The organism is Paenibacillus sp. FSL R5-0527 (genome assembly GCF_038008055.1).
GTDB lineage: Bacteria > Bacillota > Bacilli > Paenibacillales > Paenibacillaceae > Fontibacillus > Fontibacillus macerans.
In genome coordinates this window covers 5758047-5778181 of the sequence record NZ_JBBOYI010000001.1, presented here as the reverse complement: position 1 = coordinate 5778181, position 20135 = coordinate 5758047, and the positions used below count along the sequence as shown (strand labels likewise).

Sequence of the window (20135 nt, the reverse complement as noted above, 5' to 3'; positions counted from 1 at the left end):
GTGAGGGTGGACGAGAAATGAACGATAAAAAAATTCCAAAATATTTGCAGTTGAAACGCGAACTGCTGTCGTGGCTGGAGTCCGGAAAATTGCAGCCCGGCGATCAGTTTCCTTCGGAAAACGAAATTGCCGAGCAGTTTGGCTTAAGCCGTCAGACTGTGCGGCAAACGTTCGGGGAGCTGGAGAAAGACGGCTGGCTGGAGCGGATCCAGGGCAAGGGGACGTTCGCCCGCAATCCGGAGCGCCGGGAAGGCGAAGCCGTCAAAACGATCGGCATCATTACGACGTATATTTCCGATTATATTTTTCCCCATATCGTCAGGGGGGCGGAAGCGGAGCTGCGCAGCCGGGGGTACCGCCTGCTGCTGTCGAGCACGGACAACACGAAGGAGAAGGAAATGGACAGCCTGCAGCTGATGACGAGCCAGCCGCTCAGCGGCCTGATCATCGAGCCGACGAAAAGCGCGGAGGGAAATCCGAACCTCGGGTATTTTTTGGACCTGCAGGAAAAGGGGATTCCGTATTTGATGATCAACGAGAAATACCGCGAGCTGGAATGCCCCTGCCTGAAGGTGGACGATGAGGCGGGGGGCCGCAAGGCGGCGCGTTATCTGCTGGAGAACGGGCACCGGCAGGTCGCCGGATTTTTCAAAAGGGACGACCTGCAGGGCGTTAACCGTTTGAAGGGTTTTTTGTCGGCGCATCGGGAATACGGAATTTCCGTCTCGCCGCAGCACGTCGTTACTTATACAACGGAGCAGAAGGCCGACTTTACGTATATGCGGACCATCGAGCTGTTGCAAGGGCCGCCCGAGCAGCGGCCGACCGCTTTCGTCTGCTACAACGACGAACTGGCGGTCATCCTGATGGACGCTGCCGCGGCCTGTGGTTTGCAGGTTCCGGAGGACATTTCCGTCATCGGGTTCGACGACTCCAGCCTGGCGGCCGCCTCGGGAACAAAGCTGACGACGCTGACCCATCCGAAAACCGTCATGGGCGAGCTGGCGGCGAGGCAGCTGATCGGCATGATCGAACAGGGCGATAGATATGAGGATACGGTGTTTGAACCGGAGCTGATCGTGCGGGATTCCGTGCGGCATCTAAGCGGCAACTAGAGCACGGATTCCGTGCGGCATCTAAGCGGCAACTAGAGCGGGATTCCGTGCGGCAGCCAGAACGGGAACCCCGCGCGGCAGCTGAACGCTAATTCGAGCGGGAATCCCTCCGCCTGCAGCGGGAGTATTTTTGGGAATGTGAAATTTTGGGTTAACTTTGAAATGGGTTCGGAAAGGAGCTGGACGAACGATGCTGGAAACGTTAAAACAGCAGGTGCTGGAAGCGAATCTGGACCTGCCGAAACACGGGCTAGTCACTTTTACCTGGGGGAACGTAAGCGGAATCGACCGGGACAGCGGTTTGTTTGTCATTAAACCGAGCGGTGTGCCTTATGAGGAATTGAAGGCGGAGCATATGGTCGTCGTTGACCTTGAGGGCAACGTGGTGGAGGGCGATCTGCGCCCATCCTCCGATACGCCGACGCATATGGTGCTTTACCGTTCGTTCCCGGATATCGGCGGCGTCGTGCACACGCACTCGCCTTGGGGCACAAGCTGGGCCCAGGCCGGGCGGGCGCTGCCGGCGTACGGGACGACGCATGCGGATTATTTTTACGGGGAAATTCCTGTGACACGGCCGATGACCAAGGCGGAGATTGATGGGGCTTACGAGTTGGAGACAGGCAATGTGATTGTGGAGCGCTTTAAAGGGCTCGATCCAAATCAGGTGCCGGGGGTGCTGGTGCATTCCCATGCGCCGTTCGTGTGGGGCAAGGATGCCCACAACGCCGTGCATAACGCGGTGGTGCTGGAGGAGGTAGCGAAAATCGCCGCCCGCATGCTGCAGATTAATCCGGACACGCCGCCGATGGACCAGACGCTGCTGGACCGCCATTTCTTGCGCAAGCACGGGGCAAACGCGTATTACGGGCAGAAGTAACCAAGGCAAGTTGTGCGAAAGTCAAGGCAAATGAAGTGAACGTCCAAGCTAACGTCCATGGGGAAACAGCAAGTTTTGCCGCTAGCTGGCCGCTAGCAGGTGTTCGCTATTTTTGGGGGAGGGTATGAACATGGGCAAAAAGTACACGATTGGCGTCGACTACGGGACCCAGTCCGGACGCGCCGTGCTGGTCGATCTGGCGGACGGCCGCGAGGTGGCCGATCACGTTACGCCTTATCCGCATCATGTGATCGATGAGCGTCTTCCCGGATCCGGGATCAAGCTGGAACATGACTGGGCGCTGCAGCATCCCGGCGATTACCTGGAAGTGCTGCGGCGTTCCGTACCGGCGGTGCTGAAGGAGTCGGGGATCGATCCGGCCGACGTGATCGGCATCGGGATCGATTTTACCGCCTGCACGATGCTGCCGGTCGACGCCAAGGGGCAGCCGCTCAGCTTCGACCCGGAGCTGACGGACAATCCGCACAGTTGGGTGAAGCTGTGGAAGCATCATGCCGCACAGCCGGAAGCCGATAAAATCAACGAGATCGCCGCCGCGCGGGGAGAAGCCTTTTTGCCGCGGTACGGCGGGAAAATCTCGTCCGAGTGGATGATCGCGAAGGTATGGCAAATTCTCGACGAAGCGCCGGAAATCTACGAAAAAGCCGACATGTTCCTGGAGGCGACGGATTGGGTCATCGCGCAAATGACCGGCAACATCGTACGCAACAGCTGCACGGCCGGCTACAAGGCGATCTGGCACAAGCAGGACGGCTATCCGGGCAAGGAGTATTTCAAAGCGCTTGATCCGCGGCTGGAAAACTTGACGGACACGAAGCTGCGCGGCGCGGTGATTCCGCTCGGAACGAGCGCGGGCGGGCTGCTGCCGGAGATGGCTGAGATGATGGGCCTTGCGTCAGGCATCGCCGTCGCGGTCGGCAACGTTGACGCGCATGCGGCCGTGCCGGCCGTTGGCGTTGTAACGCCGGGGAAACTGGTGATGGCGATGGGGACGTCGATCTGCCATATGCTGCTGGGCACCGAGGAGAAGCAGGTGGAAGGCATGTGCGGTGTCGTCGAGGACGGCATCATTCCGGGCTATTACGGTTATGAGGCCGGGCAATCGGCGGTAGGCGACATTTTTGAATGGTACGTCGAGGAAGCGCTTCCCGCCTACGTCAAAGAAGCGGCCGACAAAGAGGGCCTGAACGCGCATCAATGGCTGGAGCGGGAAGCGGCCGCCTACAAGCCGGGGCAAACCGGTCTGCTGGCGCTCGACTGGTGGAACGGCAACCGTTCCGTGCTCGTCGATACCGATTTGACCGGGATGATCCTCGGCATGACGCTGCTGACCAAGCCGCAGGAAATTTACCGGGCGCTGCTGGAGGCGACCGCTTTTGGCACCCGCAAGATCGTCGACGCGTTCCATGAGAACGGCGTCAGCGTCGACGCGCTGTACGCCTGCGGCGGCCTGCCGCAAAAAAACCGCCTGCTGATGCAAATCTACGCGGACGTGACGAACCGTGAGATTTTCGTGGCGGATTCCAAGCAGACGCCGGCGCTGGGCGCGGCGATGTTTGCGGCCGTGGCGGCCGGCGCGGCGGCGGGAGGTTACGACACGATTCTCGACGCGGCGGGGAAGATGGCCCGGGTCAAGGAGGAAACGTTCAAGCCGATTCCGGAGCACGTGAAAGTGTACGACCGTCTGTATCAGGAATACAGCAAGCTGCACGACTACTTCGGCCGCGGCGAAAACGACGTGATGAAGCGGCTGAAGCGGATTAAGAAATCGGCGGAGTAAGGATGTTCTGATTGGAATTTTCCAATAGAATGGAAAGTAAGTGGAAAATGCAGCGAATTGATTGGATATATCCAATAGATTAAGCTCGGTAGGCTCGAAATGGGCGATTTGAGCGAAAACTATTGGATATTTCCAATGAGCGCACGAAACGGCGTTCGAAATTCCGACAATCTGTTGGATTTTTCCAATGAGAAGTGGAGGGCGTCAGGTTGCGGAGAAATGTTTCATTGGATTACCGGCGTATGGTATGCGACAATATGGGCAGGCAGTGCGTTCTTGTGAATAGTAGGTAAGCTTATGTGATAGTAGGCAGGTTTATGAGAATAGGAGGGAGAGGGATCATGCTGGAGATGGATGGTTGGCAATTGCAGCATCTGGAGCGGATTGAGCTGGAGCGGGGAGTGCTGCGGGAGGTTGCGCCTTTTTTGCGGGAGCGGGAATATCGCCGCTCCATTCTGGTGGCGGACGAGAACACGTACAAAGCGGCGGGCGAAAGGCTGGCCCGCGAGCTTGAGGGCGCCGGACTCGCCGCCAAGCTATGCTTGATCCAGCCGAACGACATGGGCGACGTCGTGGCTGATGAGGCGTCGCTGGTCCAATTGCTGCTGGAGGTGGGTCCGGAGGAGACGGATGCGCTGATCGCCGTCGGGTCGGGCACGATCCACGATATCGTTCGCTTTGCCGCCCATAAGAGCGGCAAGCCGTTTGTTTCCGTCCCGACGGCGCCTTCCGTGGACGGCTTCACCTCCGCCGGCGCGCCGCTCATCATCCGCGGCGTCAAAAAGACCGTCCCGGCCGTGCCGCCGGTCGCCATTTTCGCCGACCTCGAGATCCTGATGTCGGCACCCCAGCGCCTGGTCGCCGCCGGCTTCGGCGACATGCTGGGCAAATACACCTCCCTGTTCGACTGGAAGTTCTCCAGCCTGACGGCGGGGGAACCGTATGACGAACAGGCGGCGCTCATTACCGAACGGGCGCTGCGTTCGTGCGTGGAGCATGCCGGAGAGATCGGCGCCCGCTCGGAGGAGGGCATCCGCGCCCTGATGACGGCGCTGATCGAGTCCGGCATCGCCATGCTGCTGTTCGGGCAGTCGCATCCGGCCTCGGGCGCGGAGCACCATCTCTCCCACTATTGGGAGATGGAATTTTTGCGCCGGGGGGAGCGGGCGGTGCTGCACGGCGCAAAAGTGGGCGCGGCCTGCGCCGAGATCGCCCGCGTTTACCATGACGCGGGCGAGCGGGGGATCTGCCCGGGCGCCGAGCCGGAGGCGCTCCGGCGGCACGGCGCGCAGGTCCGCGAATGGCTGAAGGATGTGCCCGAGGAGGGGCAAATTCGCGATTTGTTGCGCCAGGCGGGCGGACCGGCGAGCCGCACGGAGCTGGGCATCGACGATGATTTGTTCGCGCGCAGCCTGCGCGAAGCCCATCGGGTCCGGGACCGCCATACTTTGCTGCGGGCGCTTAACGAAGCGGGCGAGTGATCACGGAACGGAAGCGTTGTGGGGACCTATCGCAAGGTAGCGGTGAGGAACTCCGAGGCTTTTAAACGATTCGAACAAAAACGAGCCGAAGGCGGCATAAACCGCGGGTCGGCTCGTTTTTTTAGCAATCGTTTGCTTTAATATTCGCTCGCTTTGTTCATGAAGAGATCCTTTCCGCTTCTCCGATGTTCAGCATGGCCATAAGGGCGAGCAGGGCGCTGGTGGGATGCGAGTTTTTCCGCACGACCAGTTCGGTTTTCGTTTGCCGGAATGACTCAGGAACCTGGTGAACGTAAAGATTGCCGGCGTTCGCTTCTTTCTCGACGACAACCCGCGGCAGCAGCGAGATGCCTAGCCCTGCGGATACGCCGCCAATTATCGCCTCCAGCGTGCCGAACTCCATCGTGTGCGGGTAGTTCTGGCCGCGGGTGTGCTGCCAACTCTCCAGCAATTCCCGGTACGCACAGCCCCTGCTGTACACGAGATTCGGTTTGGCGAGCGCTTCGTCGAGCTCCGTGATGTCCGGCGGGGAAATCAGCACCACTTCTTCCTCAAAGACGGGATAGGCCTCCAGGTCAGGGTGGTTGCAGTGGCTGCTGATGAAGGCGACGTCCAGGTCGTATTGCAGCATTTTTTCCATCAAACGATCCGACAAGTCGGTGATCAGCGAAATTTCCACTTTCGGGTACCGTTTGTAATATTGGCTCAGCAGCTTGGGCAGGCGTACGGCCGCCGTCGTCTGCGAAGCGCCGATCAGAAGCGGGCCGCCCGGTTCGCCGGATGAGGTAAGGGCCGCGGCGGCTTCATCCAGCAGGCCGATGATTTTGTCGGCGTAATCCAGAAGCATTTTGCCGCTGGAGGATAACGTCATCCCCCGGTTATGGCGATGAAACAGCGCGGTTCCGAGTTCGGATTCCAGCTGCCGAATGCGCGAGGTCACGTTGGACTGCACGTAGCCAAGCCGCAGCGCCGCTTTCGTAATGGAACCTTCTCTGGCCACCGCCTGAAAGATGCGCAAATCCGCGCTCTCCATGGTCGTTCTCCTCCGTTTCTTTTTGATATCAAAAAACATGATATCAGATATCTGTATCAATCATTATACATAATTGCAGGCCTCCGGTACAATACAAACATGATTCGCGAAAGGGAGGCTGCAACATGAAAATGAACGGGTTCAAATATACCGGCCTGCTCCTGTTGACCACGTTTTTGATGGGAATTGCTTTTCCGGTCGGCAAGCTTGGGTTAAATTATGCTCCGCCTTTCTTACTGATGGGGATGCGGTTCGTTTTGGCCGGAGGTTTGCTCGCGCTGTTGACGATGAAAAAGCGGCAGCCTCGCGGGTTAAAGCAATGGCTGCAAGCCGCAGCCCTCGGCTTGTTCCAGTCGGCCGGCGTCATGGGCTGCGCCTACTACAGCATGCATTGGATCACTTCGGGGGAATCGGCGATCATCACCAGCACGAGCCCGCTGATGCTGCTCGTCATCGGGGCGGTCATGAACCGCGGCGCTTACCGCGTATGGCAATGGCTTGGGGTAGCGATCGGGTTTGCCGGCGTGATATTAACGTTTGGACTGCATATGAAAATCGAGCCCGGCACCTTTGTTTCCTTCGCGGGTGCGGTTTGTTTCACCATCGCCACGCTGATCATCAACCGTATTGGCCCGGCATTTGATTTAAAGGTCCTCGCCGCTTATCAGATGATGGCCGGAGGGACAACGCTGCTCGTGTTAAGCTGGCTGACGGAAAAGCCGTTTTTCTCCGTGACCTTGACATCGGTGCTGGTGCTGCTCTGGCTGGTGGTTATGTGCTCGATCGTGCAATTTTCGGTCTGGTTTTATTTGCTTCAAAACAGCGATCCGGCCAAAACGAGCGCATTCCTGTTTTTGGTGCCGCTGTTCGGCGTGCTTACGAGCCGGCTGCTGTTGGGCGAGCAGGTGAACTGGTATGTCTACGCGGGCGGAGCGCTGATTTGCGCCGGTATTTTCATGGTGAATTGGCAGGGGAAAAGGGAGCACGGCAGCGTCAAAGAAAAAGAGGCCGGAGCAAACGTCAAGGCGAAGTCGAAGTCGAAGGAGAAAGGTCAGAGGGGCCGTACCTTAACGGACATATAAAGAGGAGGAGCAGATATGAGCTTTCACAACAAAGTAGTTTTAGTCACCGGCGGAGGCACGGGAATTGGCCGGGCCACCAGCCTGCTGCTGGGCGAAAGAGGAGCGGCCGTCGCCGTCAATTACTCGCGGTCCGCCGAGGAGGCGGAGGAGACCGTGCGGGAAATCAAACAGGCCGGGGGCCGGGCGCTGGCCATCCGCGCGGACGTGTCGCGGGACGACGAGGTCCGGAACATGGTAGCTCAGGTGGTACGCCAATTCGGCACGATTGATTATCTCGTCAACAACGCCAGCATCACCCGATATATCGCGATGCAGGATCTGGATGCCGTAACCGAGGAGATATGGGACGATCTGCTTGGAGTGAACGTCAAGGGGATGTTCAACTGCGCGCGCGCCGCGGCGCCCTATTTGAGAGAGGGAAAGCAAGGGGCGATCGTCAACGTCGGAAGCGTCGCGGGAACGACGGGAAAAGGCTCGTCCCTTCCCTACGCCGTTTCGAAGGCAGCCGTGCACGGTTTGACCAAATCGCTGGCGCACGCCCTGGCGCCGGAGATCCGCGTATGCGGCATCGCTCCGGGAGCGGTTGCGACGAGATGGTGGGAAGGTAAAGAAGAGCAAATGCGGTCGCTCATCACCCAACTGCCCCTGGAGCGAATATCCCCGCCGGAAGAGATCGCCCAGCTTATTTGCGCCGTTCTGGAGCAGCCTTCGCTTACCGGGCAGATCATTACGGTGGATAACGGGCAGACGATGTAGCCGGGCAGCGTGGAACAAATTGTGAAACTCCGGCTCTAACGGACCTGAGCGACCTTATTCGCTCGAAAAGACAGAGTTTCTTTTTCTAACGGGCCTGCTTGCGGGACCACCCTCATAGAAAATAGCGGAACTTTATGGCCTTATTTTCCGGAACCCGACATGTTCATCCCCATTAGCGACAATTTTTGTCTTTATTTTTCAATGAACGGTGCGAAAAGTGGTCATCTCCCTGTGATTCACTAGAATAGCGACATAAATTTCCCCTATTCCTCTCCAACTGGGTGATCCCGCCGAATTAGCGACATTTTTTGTTCTTATTTCCTGGCTTGTGTTTAGCCCAAAGCGCAAGTCTGCCAGAAGTTCAATAAACGATCTCCCGGGCAGACTTTTTGTTATGCCGCCGTTCGGCTATCGTCTTCGGCTATCGTCTTCGGCTATCGTCTTCGGCTATCGTCTTCGGCTATCGTCTTCAGTTATTGTCTTCGGCTATCGTCTTCGGCTATCGTTTCCGGCTATCGTTTTCGCACGTTGTTTTCCCGCTCTCCTTTTCTTGCAAACGGCCATTGCCGCATCGCTTATGAGACGGCAAAGGCGACGCGCCTAGTGGACCTGGTGCACCAGGACAACAAACTCGTGTCCTGCCCACCGCTTGCCTCACTCCTCATGCACGTCGTACAGCACGCGGGCGAGCAGGTCCTGGCTGTAGTTGCCGAAGTTTTTGCCGTAGATCGTCAGCCCCCGCTTGTTGACGGCTTTGTCGGTGACGGCGATGCGCAGCGTCAGCTCGGATTTGTAGTCCAGTCCGATTTCAGCCAGCGTAACGTCCGAAATCCGGCAGCCGTCGATAAAGCTGCCGTCATGGTTGATGCGGATCAGCTTGAGCATGCCGTACTGGTTCAAATGCGGCGGCCACCAGTCCGGGTTGAAGGTTCCGCGGGCGTCCCCAAAATCCCCTGGACTCGTCCAGAAGCCAAGCTCCACGCCGTTCAGATAAAAATAAATGTCCGACGGATAATTGTCGTTAAAACCCGGGGCTTCCGAACCAAGCTCCAGGGAAAACTGGATCTCGCGGAACGTCTGATTCGGCTTGAGGTAGTTCGGAATCCGGTATTCCAGGTAACCTTCGGACAGCCAGATGATCTCCGAGTCGATCCGCTGCGGATCGGCGAAATAACGGGGATCGTCGAAATCCCCGATGATGCTGTCCTTGGTGGCCAGCCCGCAGGTAGGGGCCACTTGATAATTGCTGTAGTGCCCGACCTGAATTTCCACTTCGTATAAATTGTCCACTTCCTTGCTGCGCAGATCGACCATCAACTTATCCTTGTTCAAATAGCAAATTTTCTGAATCCCGTGTTTGCCGACGGAGGTGTTGATTTCGATCAGTCCGCTCTCTTCCAGCTTCTTGATATGCATCGTAATCGCGCCGTTGCTGAGGCCCAGCTTGGTGGCCAGGTCGTTTAAATTCAGCGCCTGATTTTTGGCGAGCAATTCGAGGATTTGAATTCTGATCTCCGAACTCAACGCTTTAAAAATATCAATCCCGCTCATCAAATCCTTAATGTAGATCATCGTCATGAACCTTCTTCCGCTAGAGATAATAGAGTTCTAATTTTCATTTATTTTAGATAATTATAAACTAACAGCACTATTTAATAAATAGTTAAATGAAAAAATGTAAATTCAACTTCAAAATTACTTAAAATTTGCAGAAAAAATGCACTTCAATTCACTTGATTATAAAACAAAATGCCAAAGTAATGCGGATTAAATGCTGATTTCGCCGTGAAACCACGGTTTTACAGCTTGTTTTAAATTGATTTCATAAAAACATAAAAAGATTTAGAAAAATATATTTACAACGATATTCTCATGTGCTATTTTATACCTGTAAGCGGATTCATTCAAGTTAATTCAAATCAGTTTATAAATTTATAAAACGGAGGGTGATACATTTGTCGTCAACCGCACCAAGAGCAAGCATGGTCGTAGACAAAGCATTCAAGATAGCCGAAGTAGATAAACGTATATACGGCTCATTTATCGAGCATCTGGGCAGAGCGGTATACGGGGGGATTTACGAGCCTTCGCATCCTACGGCGGACAGCTTAGGCTTCCGCAGCGACGTAAAGCGGTTGATTCAGGAATTAAACGTACCTATTATCCGCTATCCGGGCGGCAACTTTGTTTCCGGTTATAACTGGGAGGACGGAGTCGGCCCGGTGGAAGCCCGCCCCAAACGGCTGGAGCTGGCCTGGAGAACGGTGGAACCGAACCATGTGGGAACGAACGAGTTTGCGGCCTGGGCGAAGGAAATCGGCTCGGAGGTCATGATGGCCGTAAACTTGGGCACCCGCGGCGTGGACGCCGCCAGAAACCTGATCGAATACTGCAACCATCCCGGCGGCAGCTACTGGAGCGATTTGCGCCGGAGCCACGGCTACGAACAGCCGCATCGCATCAAAACCTGGTGCCTGGGCAACGAGATGGACGGGCCGTGGCAAATCGGGCAGAAGACGCCTCAGGAATACGGCCGGATCGCTTATGAGACGGCCAAGGCGATGCGCCTGGTGGACCCGGACATCGAGCTCGTATCCTGCGGAAGCTCCAGTTCTTCGATGCCGACGTTCCCGGAATGGGAAGCGATTACGCTCGATCACACCTACGAGGTGGCCGATTACATATCCCTGCATCAATATTACGGCAACCGGGACAACGATCCGGCCAACTACTTGGCCAGATCGATGGATATGGACCATTTCATCCGCACGGTGATCGCGACATGCGACTATATCAAGGCGAAGAAGCGCAGCAAAAAAACGATGAATCTCAGCTTTGACGAATGGAACGTCTGGTACCACTCCAATCAGGCGGACGCGCAAATCGCGCCGTGGAGCATCGCTCCGCCGCAGCTCGAGGACATCTACAACTTCGAGGACGCGCTGCTCGTCGGCAGCATGCTGATTACGTTCCTGCGCCACGCCGACCGGGTCAAAATGGCCTGCATGGCCCAACTGGTCAACGTCATCGCCCCGATTATGACCGAAAACGGCGGCCGGGCCTGGAAGCAGACGATTTTTTATCCATATATGCATGTGTCCAAATACGGACGCGGCACGTCGCTGCTGCCGATCGTCGACTCGCCGGTTTATGACGCCCGGGATTTCACCGATGTTCCTTACCTGGACAGCGCCGTCGTCTACAACGAGGCGGAAGAGGAGCTCACGATTTTTGCCGTCAACCGTCATCTGCAGGAAGCGCTGGAGCTTACCTGCGATATTCGCGGCTTTGAGGGTTACCGCCTGACCCAGCATCTGGTGCTGGAACATGAAGATTTGCAGGCCGTCAACACGGCGGATCGGGAGAACGTAAAACCTCATGCCGGGGGCGATGCGGTGTGCCGTGACGGCATGGTGAGCGCCCGTCTTGCCAAAGCTTCGTGGAACGTAATTCGCCTAAGCAAGCGGGCAACCGAATAGTATAGAGCGTGCCTAGAAATTCAAATTCCAAGGAGGGTCAAGTATGAAAAAAGGAATCGCCATGCTTTTGATTTTAACGATGGCCACGTTTTTGTGGGGCTGCAACAAGTCCTCGTCGACGGCCGGAGGGGAAACCTCCGTGCTCGATGGGGGGGCCGGCGAAAGCGCGACGGAGCTGTCCTACTGGACGTTTGTGGAGCTGCATGGACAGCATTTCGAGAAGATGCTGGAGAAGTGGAATGCCGAAAATCCGGACCGGCAGATTAAGTTGAACGTGACGGTTATGCCTTATGACGATATGCACAATAAATTGTCCATCGCCGTGCAGACAGGCGTCGGCGCGCCGGACATCGCCGATATCGAGCTGGGGAAATATCCCGACTTCATGCAAGGGACCCCGCAACTGGAATCATTGAACGACGTGGTAGAGCCTTACAAGGATACGGTCGTTCAGTCGCAATTGGATCTTTACAGCAAAGACGGAACGGTATACGGCCTTTCCACGCATGTCGGGGCTACCGTAGCTTTTTACAACACGGAAATTTTAAATGAAGCGGGCGTTGATTATAAATCGATCGTCACCTGGGACGATTTCAAAAAAGCCGGGATGCAGGTATATGAAAAAACCGGCAAATACATGGGGACCGCGGATACGAGCGCAACCTGGCAAGCCTCGATGCTGCTGGCCCAGCAAGGGGCCGATTTTACCGATGATGCCGGCAATCCCAAGGTGAACTCCGAAGAATTGGTCAAAGGGCTGTCGATCCTTAAAGATCTGCAGGACAACAACGTCATCGCCACGATCGCCGGCGGTCAACCCGATACGGAAGAAGCTTATGGCGAATTTAATGCCGGCAACTATGCGACCGCTTTCATGCCGCTCTGGCAAATGTCGAGATATACGAACTATATGAAGGATCTCTCCGGCAAGATCGCCATCGCTCCTTTGCCCGTGATCGAGAAAGGGATGCCTCGTTCATACGGCGGCGGCGGTACGGCAACCGTTGTCACCAAAACGGCCAAGGACGTTCAGCTGGCCAAGGAGTTCATCGCTTACGCCAAGCTTTCGCTCGATGCCAATATCGAAATTTGGAATACGCTGGGCTTTGATCCGATCAACATGGATGTCTGGAATATGAAAGACGTGACGCACAATCCGGAAAACCAGTTCGTGAAATACTTCGTCAACAACCCGTTTGACGTGCTGAACGAAATTAAAGACGAAATCCAGCTGATCAAATCGACTTCGGCTTCACCGACGATCAACAACGTGTTGTGCACGGTTACGTTAAACGAAATTTTCGAGGACGGCAAAGACATCAAGCAGGCGCTGGACGATGCCCAGGCGCAAATCGAACAAGAACTGAAATAGAATGATAAAGTTACGGAGCTGCTCTTTTCCGCAAAGAGTAGCTCCGTTTAAAAAGGAGTAGAGTGATGATAAAAAAATTCCTATACTCGCAAAAAGTTGCTCCTTACGTTTTTGTGTTGCCGTTTGTGCTGGTGTTTCTGATGTTTTGGGTGTACCCGCTGGCGAACTCGGTCGGAATGAGCTTCCAAAAGGTCACGTTGGGACAGGAACCGGCCTGGATCGGCTTTGACAACTACGGCAAATTGATGGGCGACGGCGTGTTTCTTAAAGCGGTGATAAACAGCGCCGTCTATATGGTGCTGACCTTGGTGATCCTCATCCCGTTTCCGATGCTGTTTGCGGTGCTGATCAACACCAAATTCATGTGGGGAAGGGAATTTTTCAAATCCTCGTTTTTCTTTCCCGCACTGACTTCCGTCGTCGTGGCCGGGACGATCTTCCGGCTGATGTTCGGCGAAATGGAAGGCTCGCTCATCAACAGCTTTTTGGGCTGGTTCGGCGTGGATCCGGTCAAGTTCCTGAAGGGACAGGCGACCGGGATGATCGCTTTGGTGGCATTGGCGACGTGGCGGTGGACGGGGGTTAATATGCTTTATTTTTTATCCGGACTCAAAAGCATCCCCGAAGAATACTACGAAGCCGCGTCGATTGACGGAGCTTCCCGTTTTCAGCGCTTTACGAAAATCACTATGCCGCTGCTGAAGCCCACGACCATTTATGTGCTGACGATCAGCATTTACGCGGGGCTGGCGATGTTTATCGAGAGCATGATGTTGTGGAACGGCAACAATTCTCCGAAAAATATCGGGCTCACGATCGTCGGTTACTTGTACCGGCAGGGCATCGAGAAGAACAATTTGGGATACGCGGCGGCGGTGGGCATCGTGCTGCTTGTCATTACGATGGCGATTAATTTAACGCAGCTGGCCTTCACCGGCATGTTCAAAAAGGAGGAGGAAGCATGAAAAAAGAACTGCCGCTTAAAATCGTCCTTTTTGCTTTTTTCGCCGTGCTGTGCGTGCTGATCCTCATTCCGTTTTACGCGGTGACGATCGCCTCCTTCAAACCGGGGGAAGATTTGATCCGTTATGGGCTGAATTTGCGGTTTGACCTGTCCGCCATGAGCCTCGACAACTTCATTTATTTGTTTACCGGGGATCATTCCTATTTTCTATGGTTTTTCAATTCACTGCTGCTGACGGTTGTGCAGGTCGTTCTGACGCTGCTGGTCAGCGCAACGGTCGCATACGGCTTCTCGGCTTATGAATTTAAAGGAAAAAACACTTTGTTTGTTTGCGTTCTGCTCATCATGATGGTTCCGTTTGAAATTTTGCTGCTGCCGCTTTATACGCTGACCTACAACATCGGGTTGATGAACTCGTATTCGGCGATCATTTTGCCGGGCATCGCCAGCGCGGCGACGATTTTCTTCTTCCGCCAATATTTGCGCGGGATTCCGAAGGAGATCATCGCGGCCGGCCGGGTGGACGGAGCTAGCGAATACGGCATTTACGTCCGGCTGATCCTTCCGGTGATGAAGCCTTCTTTTGCGGCGATGGCGATTTTGAACGGGATGAACAGCTGGAACAATTTCCTGTGGCCGTTTATGGTGCTGAGCAACGCCGATAAATATACGCTGCCGATCGGGCTCAAAACGCTGCTGACGCCTTACGGCAACAACTACGACTTGCTGATCGTCGGCTCCTTTTTTTCCATCATTCCGATCTTCATCTTGTTCGTCGCTTTTCAAAAGTACTTTATCGACGGGATGACGGCGGGAGCGGTGAAAGGCTGAGCGGGTAAAAGAGCATTTGGGAATTGGGGAGCTGTATTAAAATTAGGGCGAGGCTCTGGGCATAAGCAAGCTATAAAAACTCGGGCGAATCGTGCGAAAAAATAACGGAAAAAAACGGCGCTAATTCGGCAAGATCGCCCACTTTGGGAGAAATAGAGGAAATTTATGGCGCTACTTTCTTGAATCGCAGGGAGATGACCGCTTTTTGCACCGTTCGTTGGAAAATAAGTACAATAAATTCCGCTAATGGCGATGAACAGATTCAATCCCCGAAAATAAGACCAGAAAATTCCGTAATTTTCCGAACACATATATAAAGGAGAGAGAACCGATGGACAAAAATAGAGAATTTGTAAATCCGATCGTGGAGCAGCGGGCCGACCCGTGGGTATACAAGCATAGCGACGGATATTACTACTTTACCGCTTCGGTCCCCGAGTACGACCGGATCGAAATCCGCAGATCGGCGACCATTCAGGGATTGGGGGAGGCTGAGGCGGTCGTGGCTTGGCGCAAATACGACTCCGGCCCGCTGAGCGCCAACATCTGGGCGCCGGAAATTCATTATATCGACGGCAAATGGTACATTTACTTTGCCGCCGCCCGTACGACGGAGACGAGGGAAGGTCTGTTCGACCACCGGATGTACGTGCTGGAGAATGAAGCGGCCAATCCGCTGGAAGGACGGTGGGAAGAAAAGGGGCAGATCCGCACCCGCTGGGAAACGTTCTGCCTCGACGCAACGACGTTCGAGCACCGCGGGGTACGGTATTATGTCTGGGCCCAGAAGGACCCGGACATCGAGGGCAACTCCAATCTGTACATTTCGAAAATGAGCAACCCGTGGACGCTGACCGGGGAACAAGTGATGATTGCGACGCCGGAGTATCCGTGGGAAACGATCGGCTTTAAAGTGAATGAAGGTCCGGCGGTGTTAAAGCGGAACGGGCGTATTTTTATCGCTTATTCGGCCAGCGCCACCGACCACCACTACTCTATGGGGCTGCTGACGGCCAGTGAGGAAGCCGACCCGCTTGATCCCGCAGCCTGGACGAAATCGCCGGTTCCCGTGTTCCAAACGAACGAGGAGACAGGGCAATACGGGCCGGGGCATAACAGCTTTACCGTGGCCGAAGACGGGCGGGACGTTCTGATTTACCACGCCCGCAATTACAAGGAGATCGCCGGTGATCCGCTGTACGATCCAAACCGCCACACGCGGGCCCAGTATTTTGGCTGGAACCCTGACGGAACCCCGAATTTCGGCATTCCCGTGAAAGACGGAGTCCGCTCTTGAGACGAGTAAAGACGGGTTAGACCCGGAGAAAAAAAGCAACCAACCGCTGCCGGATGGCCGCGGGGAGGCTGCTTTTTTTCACATATAGCAGAATATTATAAAATTTCCGGCGGAGTAGAGTACGGTGCGCAGGTAGAGAAGGGAGGGGAAGAGGGAACTGGAGGCCAAAGGACATCAGAGGCGTTATCTGCGGAAAAACGAAGGTTTGTAAAATGTAACGGACAGAGATGCCGCTATTTCCCTCGAATCGGCCAGGGTGAACTCGTTTAGAGCAAAATAGCGACATTTGGGTCCGTTAGGTTGGGAAATACCCGGGAAATGGATGGATAAGGTCGCTGGAGTCCGTTAGAGCAGCATCCCCAGCTTAGAAAGGGCCGAAGTACCCGGAACTGCGGATCTTGTAAGAAGGGGAAGGGTACTCGTAGTAGAACAGAAGAGGGAATGGGTATGGGGGGGAAAGTTTACGGCCCGCCTTTAAAGTCGTTCTGACCTTATAATCCATTGAATAAGAACACGACTTTAACGGCGGGTTGAACCCCATACCCATCCTCTGATCGCTCTAACGTAGAAGTCAGAGTCATAAAAGGACGCCGTTAGGCGTTTTTCTTATGGTTTGCGCCGCCGGAGGATCAAAATAGTGCTATAACGAAGCAGGATAATGTTTGTTCCTCTTTTTGCGAATAACTTATAATTATTGTAAACGTTTCATCAGACCATTCGCTGGAAGGTTGGTGCATGTGAAACATTTTCCGGCTGGAGGAATGCAACATGATTAAAGTGCTAATTGTCGATGATGAACCGAAGCTGCGCGAAGGACTTCGTACGTTTATCGATTGGAATGCGCTCGGGTACGATGTGGTTGACACGGCCGCAAACGGCAACGAGGCGTTGGATAAATATAGGCGGCATCATCCCGGCTTGGTTGTGGCCGATATCCGGATGCCCGGGATGGACGGTTTGCAGCTGATCGAAAAGCTGCGGAGCGAGGATCCGCAGCTTCATATCTTGATCCTCAGCGGTTATGCGGACTTCAGCTACGCCAAACAAGCGATAACGCAGCGGGCCGACGGCTATTTGCTGAAGCCGGTCGACGAGGATGAGCTTAAGGAATATCTGGCGAAAATCAAAAAGGCGGTCGAGGAAGAGACCGCTTCCGAGGAATGGCGGCATGTTACGGCGGAGTGGACCCGCGAATCGCTGATCCAGTCCGTATTGGCGGGTACGGATGAGCAGCAGACGGCGCCGCTGTATGAGCGGGCCGGAGAAGTGGGGATCACGGGCAAGGCGTATCAGGTTTTGCTGGTGGCCGTACATGCCGAGGATGACGCCGATATGAGCGCAGGGGACCCGGTGAGAAAAAAACTGGCCCACCTGTTTGAGGATACCGGGCGGGGGTGGGTGTTCGGCATTCAAGCCAAGCTCGGCGTGCTGTTAAGGGAACCGCTGCTCGCTGTGGAATACGAAAGCGTATACAGAGAGATCCGGGAAGAGCTAAACGGCGCCGGAGCGGAATTTACCGCGGCGCTGGGGAACAAGGTCGGCTGTCTGCCGGACATCCGCAGCTCTTACCTTGAGGCGTGCGAACTTATTAAGCTGCATTTCTTTTTGGATCAGGGCGCCATACTTTCCCCCGAAGCGCTGCGGAGCGGGGCGCCTGCGGAATTGCCGGACTCCTCGATCGAAGAGATCGGCGAGCAGCTGTATTATGCCCTGGATATCGGGAATCGGGAGGCGGTGAAGTCGCTCGTTCGTAAAGCCGGGCGGACCCTTGCCGCCGGCGGGTATCCGGAGAAGGAAATCAAGCGCCGTTTTGTGGAAGTGTTGACGTCGATTCTCGGCAGGGCCTTGAAGCAGTCTTCCGCTTTGCAGGACCGCAGCAAAGAATTTTCCGATTATATATCGGAAATACACAAAATGCGGACGATCGAGGGGCTGTACGAGAAAACGGAATTCCTGCTGCAGCAAATCATGCATCAGCTGGGCGAAGGCGGCAAACACCGCGAAGTGAAGATCATGCTGGATTTGATTCACCGCAATTTCAACGAAAATTTGAAGCTGGAGACGTTGTCGGGCATTTTTAACTATAACAGCGCTTACCTGGGCAAATTGTTCAAAAACGCCACCGGGGAATATTTTAATACTTACTTGGACAAAGTGCGGATCGAAAAGGCCAAGGCATATCTGGAGGAAGGGCTGAAGGTGTACCAGGTGGCCGAGAGGGTCGGTTATACCAACGTCGATTATTTCCACAGCAAGTTCAGAAAATACGTCGGGACTTCCCCGTCCGCATACCGCAAAACAGCGAGCAATGTGTAAGGAAAATGGCGCAGGATTGGATGAAGTGCCTGAAGCCAAAGCAGCGAATGTTGGTTGAACAACGAACATCGCTGCTTTTTGCGGTTAAGCCGGGGAGAAGGGACAAGCGCGGCTTTCTGATACATCCAATTGTACGTACAAGATAATTTATTGAATGCGTTGTATAGAGGGCGTTTAATAGTTTTAGACTTTTTATTTTAAACAAATCCATAATAAATACGGCATAAAATCGCTAAATCCACATTTTTAACATCATTTAATAGGTACGTACATAGATTCGGAAAAACAAATAAAATATTGACATGTACGGACAATAGGATTAGTATTTTAACCATAAGCATGAAGATTATGGGTTTGAGAGGAGGCTGGTTCCAAAGTCAATGTTTTTGTAAGGGGTTACAAACGGGGTTGTTAAAGCATGATTTTGACCTGCATGTATGTACATTACACGACTGCACAGAAAAACAAAGCTGGAGGGGAATAGGTTGAGAAAAAAATGGACGGTTACGTGTATCCTTGTTTTTGTGGTAAGCGCTTTATTGGCGGCTTGCGGCAGCGGTGCCGATAAAAACACGATCAGCTTTTGGACGCCGCTGACCGGGGATGACGGGGCTTACATGGATCAGCTCGTCAAAGATTACAACGCCACCAATCCGGAGTTTAAAGTCAAACATATCGTAACGGCGGACATGTATACAAAGATTTCCACCGTGCTGAATACGGGAAAAGGCGTGCCGGACTTGGCCATTATCCATGCCGACCGCGTGCCCGGCTACGTCAAGCAGGGAATGCTCGAGCCGATGACGGCCGTCCTGGGGGCGCAGCCTGAAATCAAAGAAGCCAATTATTTGCCGCAGGCGTGGGCGACCGGCAATATCGGCGGAACGCAATATACGGTGCCGCTGGACATCCACAGCAACGCGATGTATTACAACAAAGATCTGCTGAAGAAATACAATGCGGAATCGTTCCTGGACGATAACGTCGTCACGATCGATGAGATGCTGTCGCTTCAAGGAAAGCTGGACGAAGGCGATTATGTCGTAAACGACGCTTTGCTCGGCTGGGTGATTCTGGCGCAGGTGCAGAACCTTGGCGGGGACATTCAGCAGGACGGAAAACCGGCCGTAAATACGGAGGTGATGAAGCAGGCGTTCGAAAACGTCAAAAAAATCGCCGACGCGGGGCTGATGACGCCGTTTGGCGAAGACGGCTACCTGATGTTCCAATCCGGGAACGTGCTGTTCTCCACGGACGGAACCTGGAGCTCGACGGCGCATGCCGCGGTGGAAGGCCTGAACTTCGGCGTGACCAACATTTACTCCCCAACGCCCGAGAAATTTACGAACCGGGCTTCTTCCCACCTGTTTGCCATGCTGAAAAACGATGACCGCAGCGACGAGAAAGAAGCGGGCATCGGCGCCTTCCTGGAGTTCATTCGCCAAAATTCCATGGAATGGGCGAAAGCCGGCCAAATCGTCGCCAGCAAGCAGGTGATCGAAAGCCCGGAGTATCAAACCTACATCCAATCCTTCTTCACGTCCAACGAGGAGGAGATTAAATCCCTTTACATTTACACCTATGAATATTATCCGTATGTGGCCGAGGCGGTGGATACGTACGCGGCCGATATCGTCCGCGGCAACGTCGGCATCGACGAAACGCTGCAAACGATGCAGAAATACGTGGAGGATAAAATCGCGGAAAGCAGCAAAGCGGCGGAGTAGC

The 20135-nt window shown here is 54.5% G+C and carries 15 protein-coding genes; 13 read left to right on the top strand and 2 right to left on the bottom strand.

The window, feature by feature from the left end:
* Positions 1 to 17 precede the first annotated feature (17 nt).
* The 4 genes from NYE69_RS25650 to NYE69_RS25635 all read left to right on the top strand — a co-directional run bounded on the left by NYE69_RS25650 (position 18) and on the right by NYE69_RS25635 (position 5277).
* Positions 18 to 1115, top strand: a complete 1098-nt coding sequence (locus tag NYE69_RS25650; protein WP_328273934.1) for a GntR family transcriptional regulator — start codon at positions 18 to 20, stop codon at positions 1113 to 1115.
* Positions 1116 to 1305: 190 nt separating this feature from the next.
* Positions 1306 to 1995, top strand: coding sequence for an L-ribulose-5-phosphate 4-epimerase (araD, locus tag NYE69_RS25645; RefSeq protein WP_036620998.1), 690 nt, complete (start codon positions 1306 to 1308; stop codon positions 1993 to 1995).
* Between the two features lie 130 nt (positions 1996 to 2125).
* Positions 2126 to 3796: a ribulokinase gene (locus tag NYE69_RS25640; protein WP_340928508.1), complete on the top strand. Its 1671-nt coding sequence runs from the start codon at positions 2126 to 2128 to the stop codon at positions 3794 to 3796.
* 341 nt (positions 3797 to 4137) lie between these two features.
* Positions 4138 to 5277: a sn-glycerol-1-phosphate dehydrogenase gene (locus NYE69_RS25635; RefSeq protein ID WP_340928507.1), complete on the top strand. Its 1140-nt coding sequence runs from the start codon at positions 4138 to 4140 to the stop codon at positions 5275 to 5277.
* Positions 5278 to 5434: 157 nt separating this feature from the next.
* On the opposite strand, the gene NYE69_RS25630 is transcribed toward NYE69_RS25635, so the two are convergent.
* Entirely contained in the window at positions 5435 to 6310 is an 876-nt protein-coding gene (locus NYE69_RS25630; RefSeq protein WP_340928506.1) for a LysR family transcriptional regulator, read from the bottom strand.
* 125 nt (positions 6311 to 6435) lie between these two features.
* Here NYE69_RS25630 and NYE69_RS25625 point away from each other — a divergent pair, with 125 nt between their 5' ends.
* Together NYE69_RS25625 and NYE69_RS25620 are read left to right on the top strand one after the other, a co-directional pair.
* Complete coding sequence (locus NYE69_RS25625; RefSeq protein ID WP_340928504.1) at positions 6436 to 7392, top strand: DMT family transporter; 957 nt, start codon at positions 6436 to 6438, stop codon at positions 7390 to 7392.
* A 15-nt stretch (positions 7393 to 7407) separates the two neighbouring features.
* Complete coding sequence (locus NYE69_RS25620) at positions 7408 to 8148, top strand: SDR family NAD(P)-dependent oxidoreductase (protein WP_340928501.1); 741 nt, start codon at positions 7408 to 7410, stop codon at positions 8146 to 8148.
* 654 nt (positions 8149 to 8802) lie between these two features.
* Here the strand turns inward: NYE69_RS25620 and NYE69_RS25615 are convergent.
* Positions 8803 to 9720, bottom strand: a complete 918-nt coding sequence (locus tag NYE69_RS25615) for an ArsR/SmtB family transcription factor (RefSeq protein ID WP_326045472.1) — start codon at positions 9718 to 9720, stop codon at positions 8803 to 8805.
* A gap of 410 nt (positions 9721 to 10130) precedes the next feature.
* Here NYE69_RS25615 and arfA point away from each other — a divergent pair, with 410 nt between their 5' ends.
* From arfA to NYE69_RS25580, 7 genes are all read left to right on the top strand, one after another.
* Positions 10131 to 11627 (top strand): arabinosylfuranosidase ArfA, encoded by a 1497-nt coding sequence (gene arfA, locus NYE69_RS25610; RefSeq protein ID WP_340930533.1) that lies wholly within the window; start codon positions 10131 to 10133, stop codon positions 11625 to 11627.
* A 43-nt stretch (positions 11628 to 11670) separates the two neighbouring features.
* Positions 11671 to 12999, top strand: coding sequence for an ABC transporter substrate-binding protein (locus NYE69_RS25605; protein WP_316561608.1), 1329 nt, complete (start codon positions 11671 to 11673; stop codon positions 12997 to 12999).
* Between the two features lie 65 nt (positions 13000 to 13064).
* Positions 13065 to 13964 carry a carbohydrate ABC transporter permease gene (locus NYE69_RS25600; protein ID WP_036621013.1) on the top strand — a complete coding sequence of 300 codons (900 nt, stop codon included), beginning with the start codon at positions 13065 to 13067 and terminating at the stop codon, positions 13962 to 13964.
* On the top strand, positions 13961 to 14794 hold the full coding sequence (locus NYE69_RS25595) for a carbohydrate ABC transporter permease (protein WP_213510412.1): 834 nt from the start codon (positions 13961 to 13963) through the stop codon (positions 14792 to 14794). Before NYE69_RS25600 ends, NYE69_RS25595 begins: the two co-directional genes overlap by 4 nt.
* Positions 14795 to 15125: 331 nt before the next feature.
* Complete coding sequence (locus NYE69_RS25590; protein WP_340928497.1) at positions 15126 to 16091, top strand: glycoside hydrolase family 43 protein; 966 nt, start codon at positions 15126 to 15128, stop codon at positions 16089 to 16091.
* A gap of 768 nt (positions 16092 to 16859) precedes the next feature.
* Positions 16860 to 18407, top strand: a complete 1548-nt coding sequence (locus NYE69_RS25585) for a response regulator transcription factor (protein ID WP_340928496.1) — start codon at positions 16860 to 16862, stop codon at positions 18405 to 18407.
* A 485-nt stretch (positions 18408 to 18892) separates the two neighbouring features.
* Positions 18893 to 20134: an extracellular solute-binding protein gene (locus NYE69_RS25580; protein ID WP_340928495.1), complete on the top strand. Its 1242-nt coding sequence runs from the start codon at positions 18893 to 18895 to the stop codon at positions 20132 to 20134.
* Position 20135: the final 1 nt, after the last annotated feature.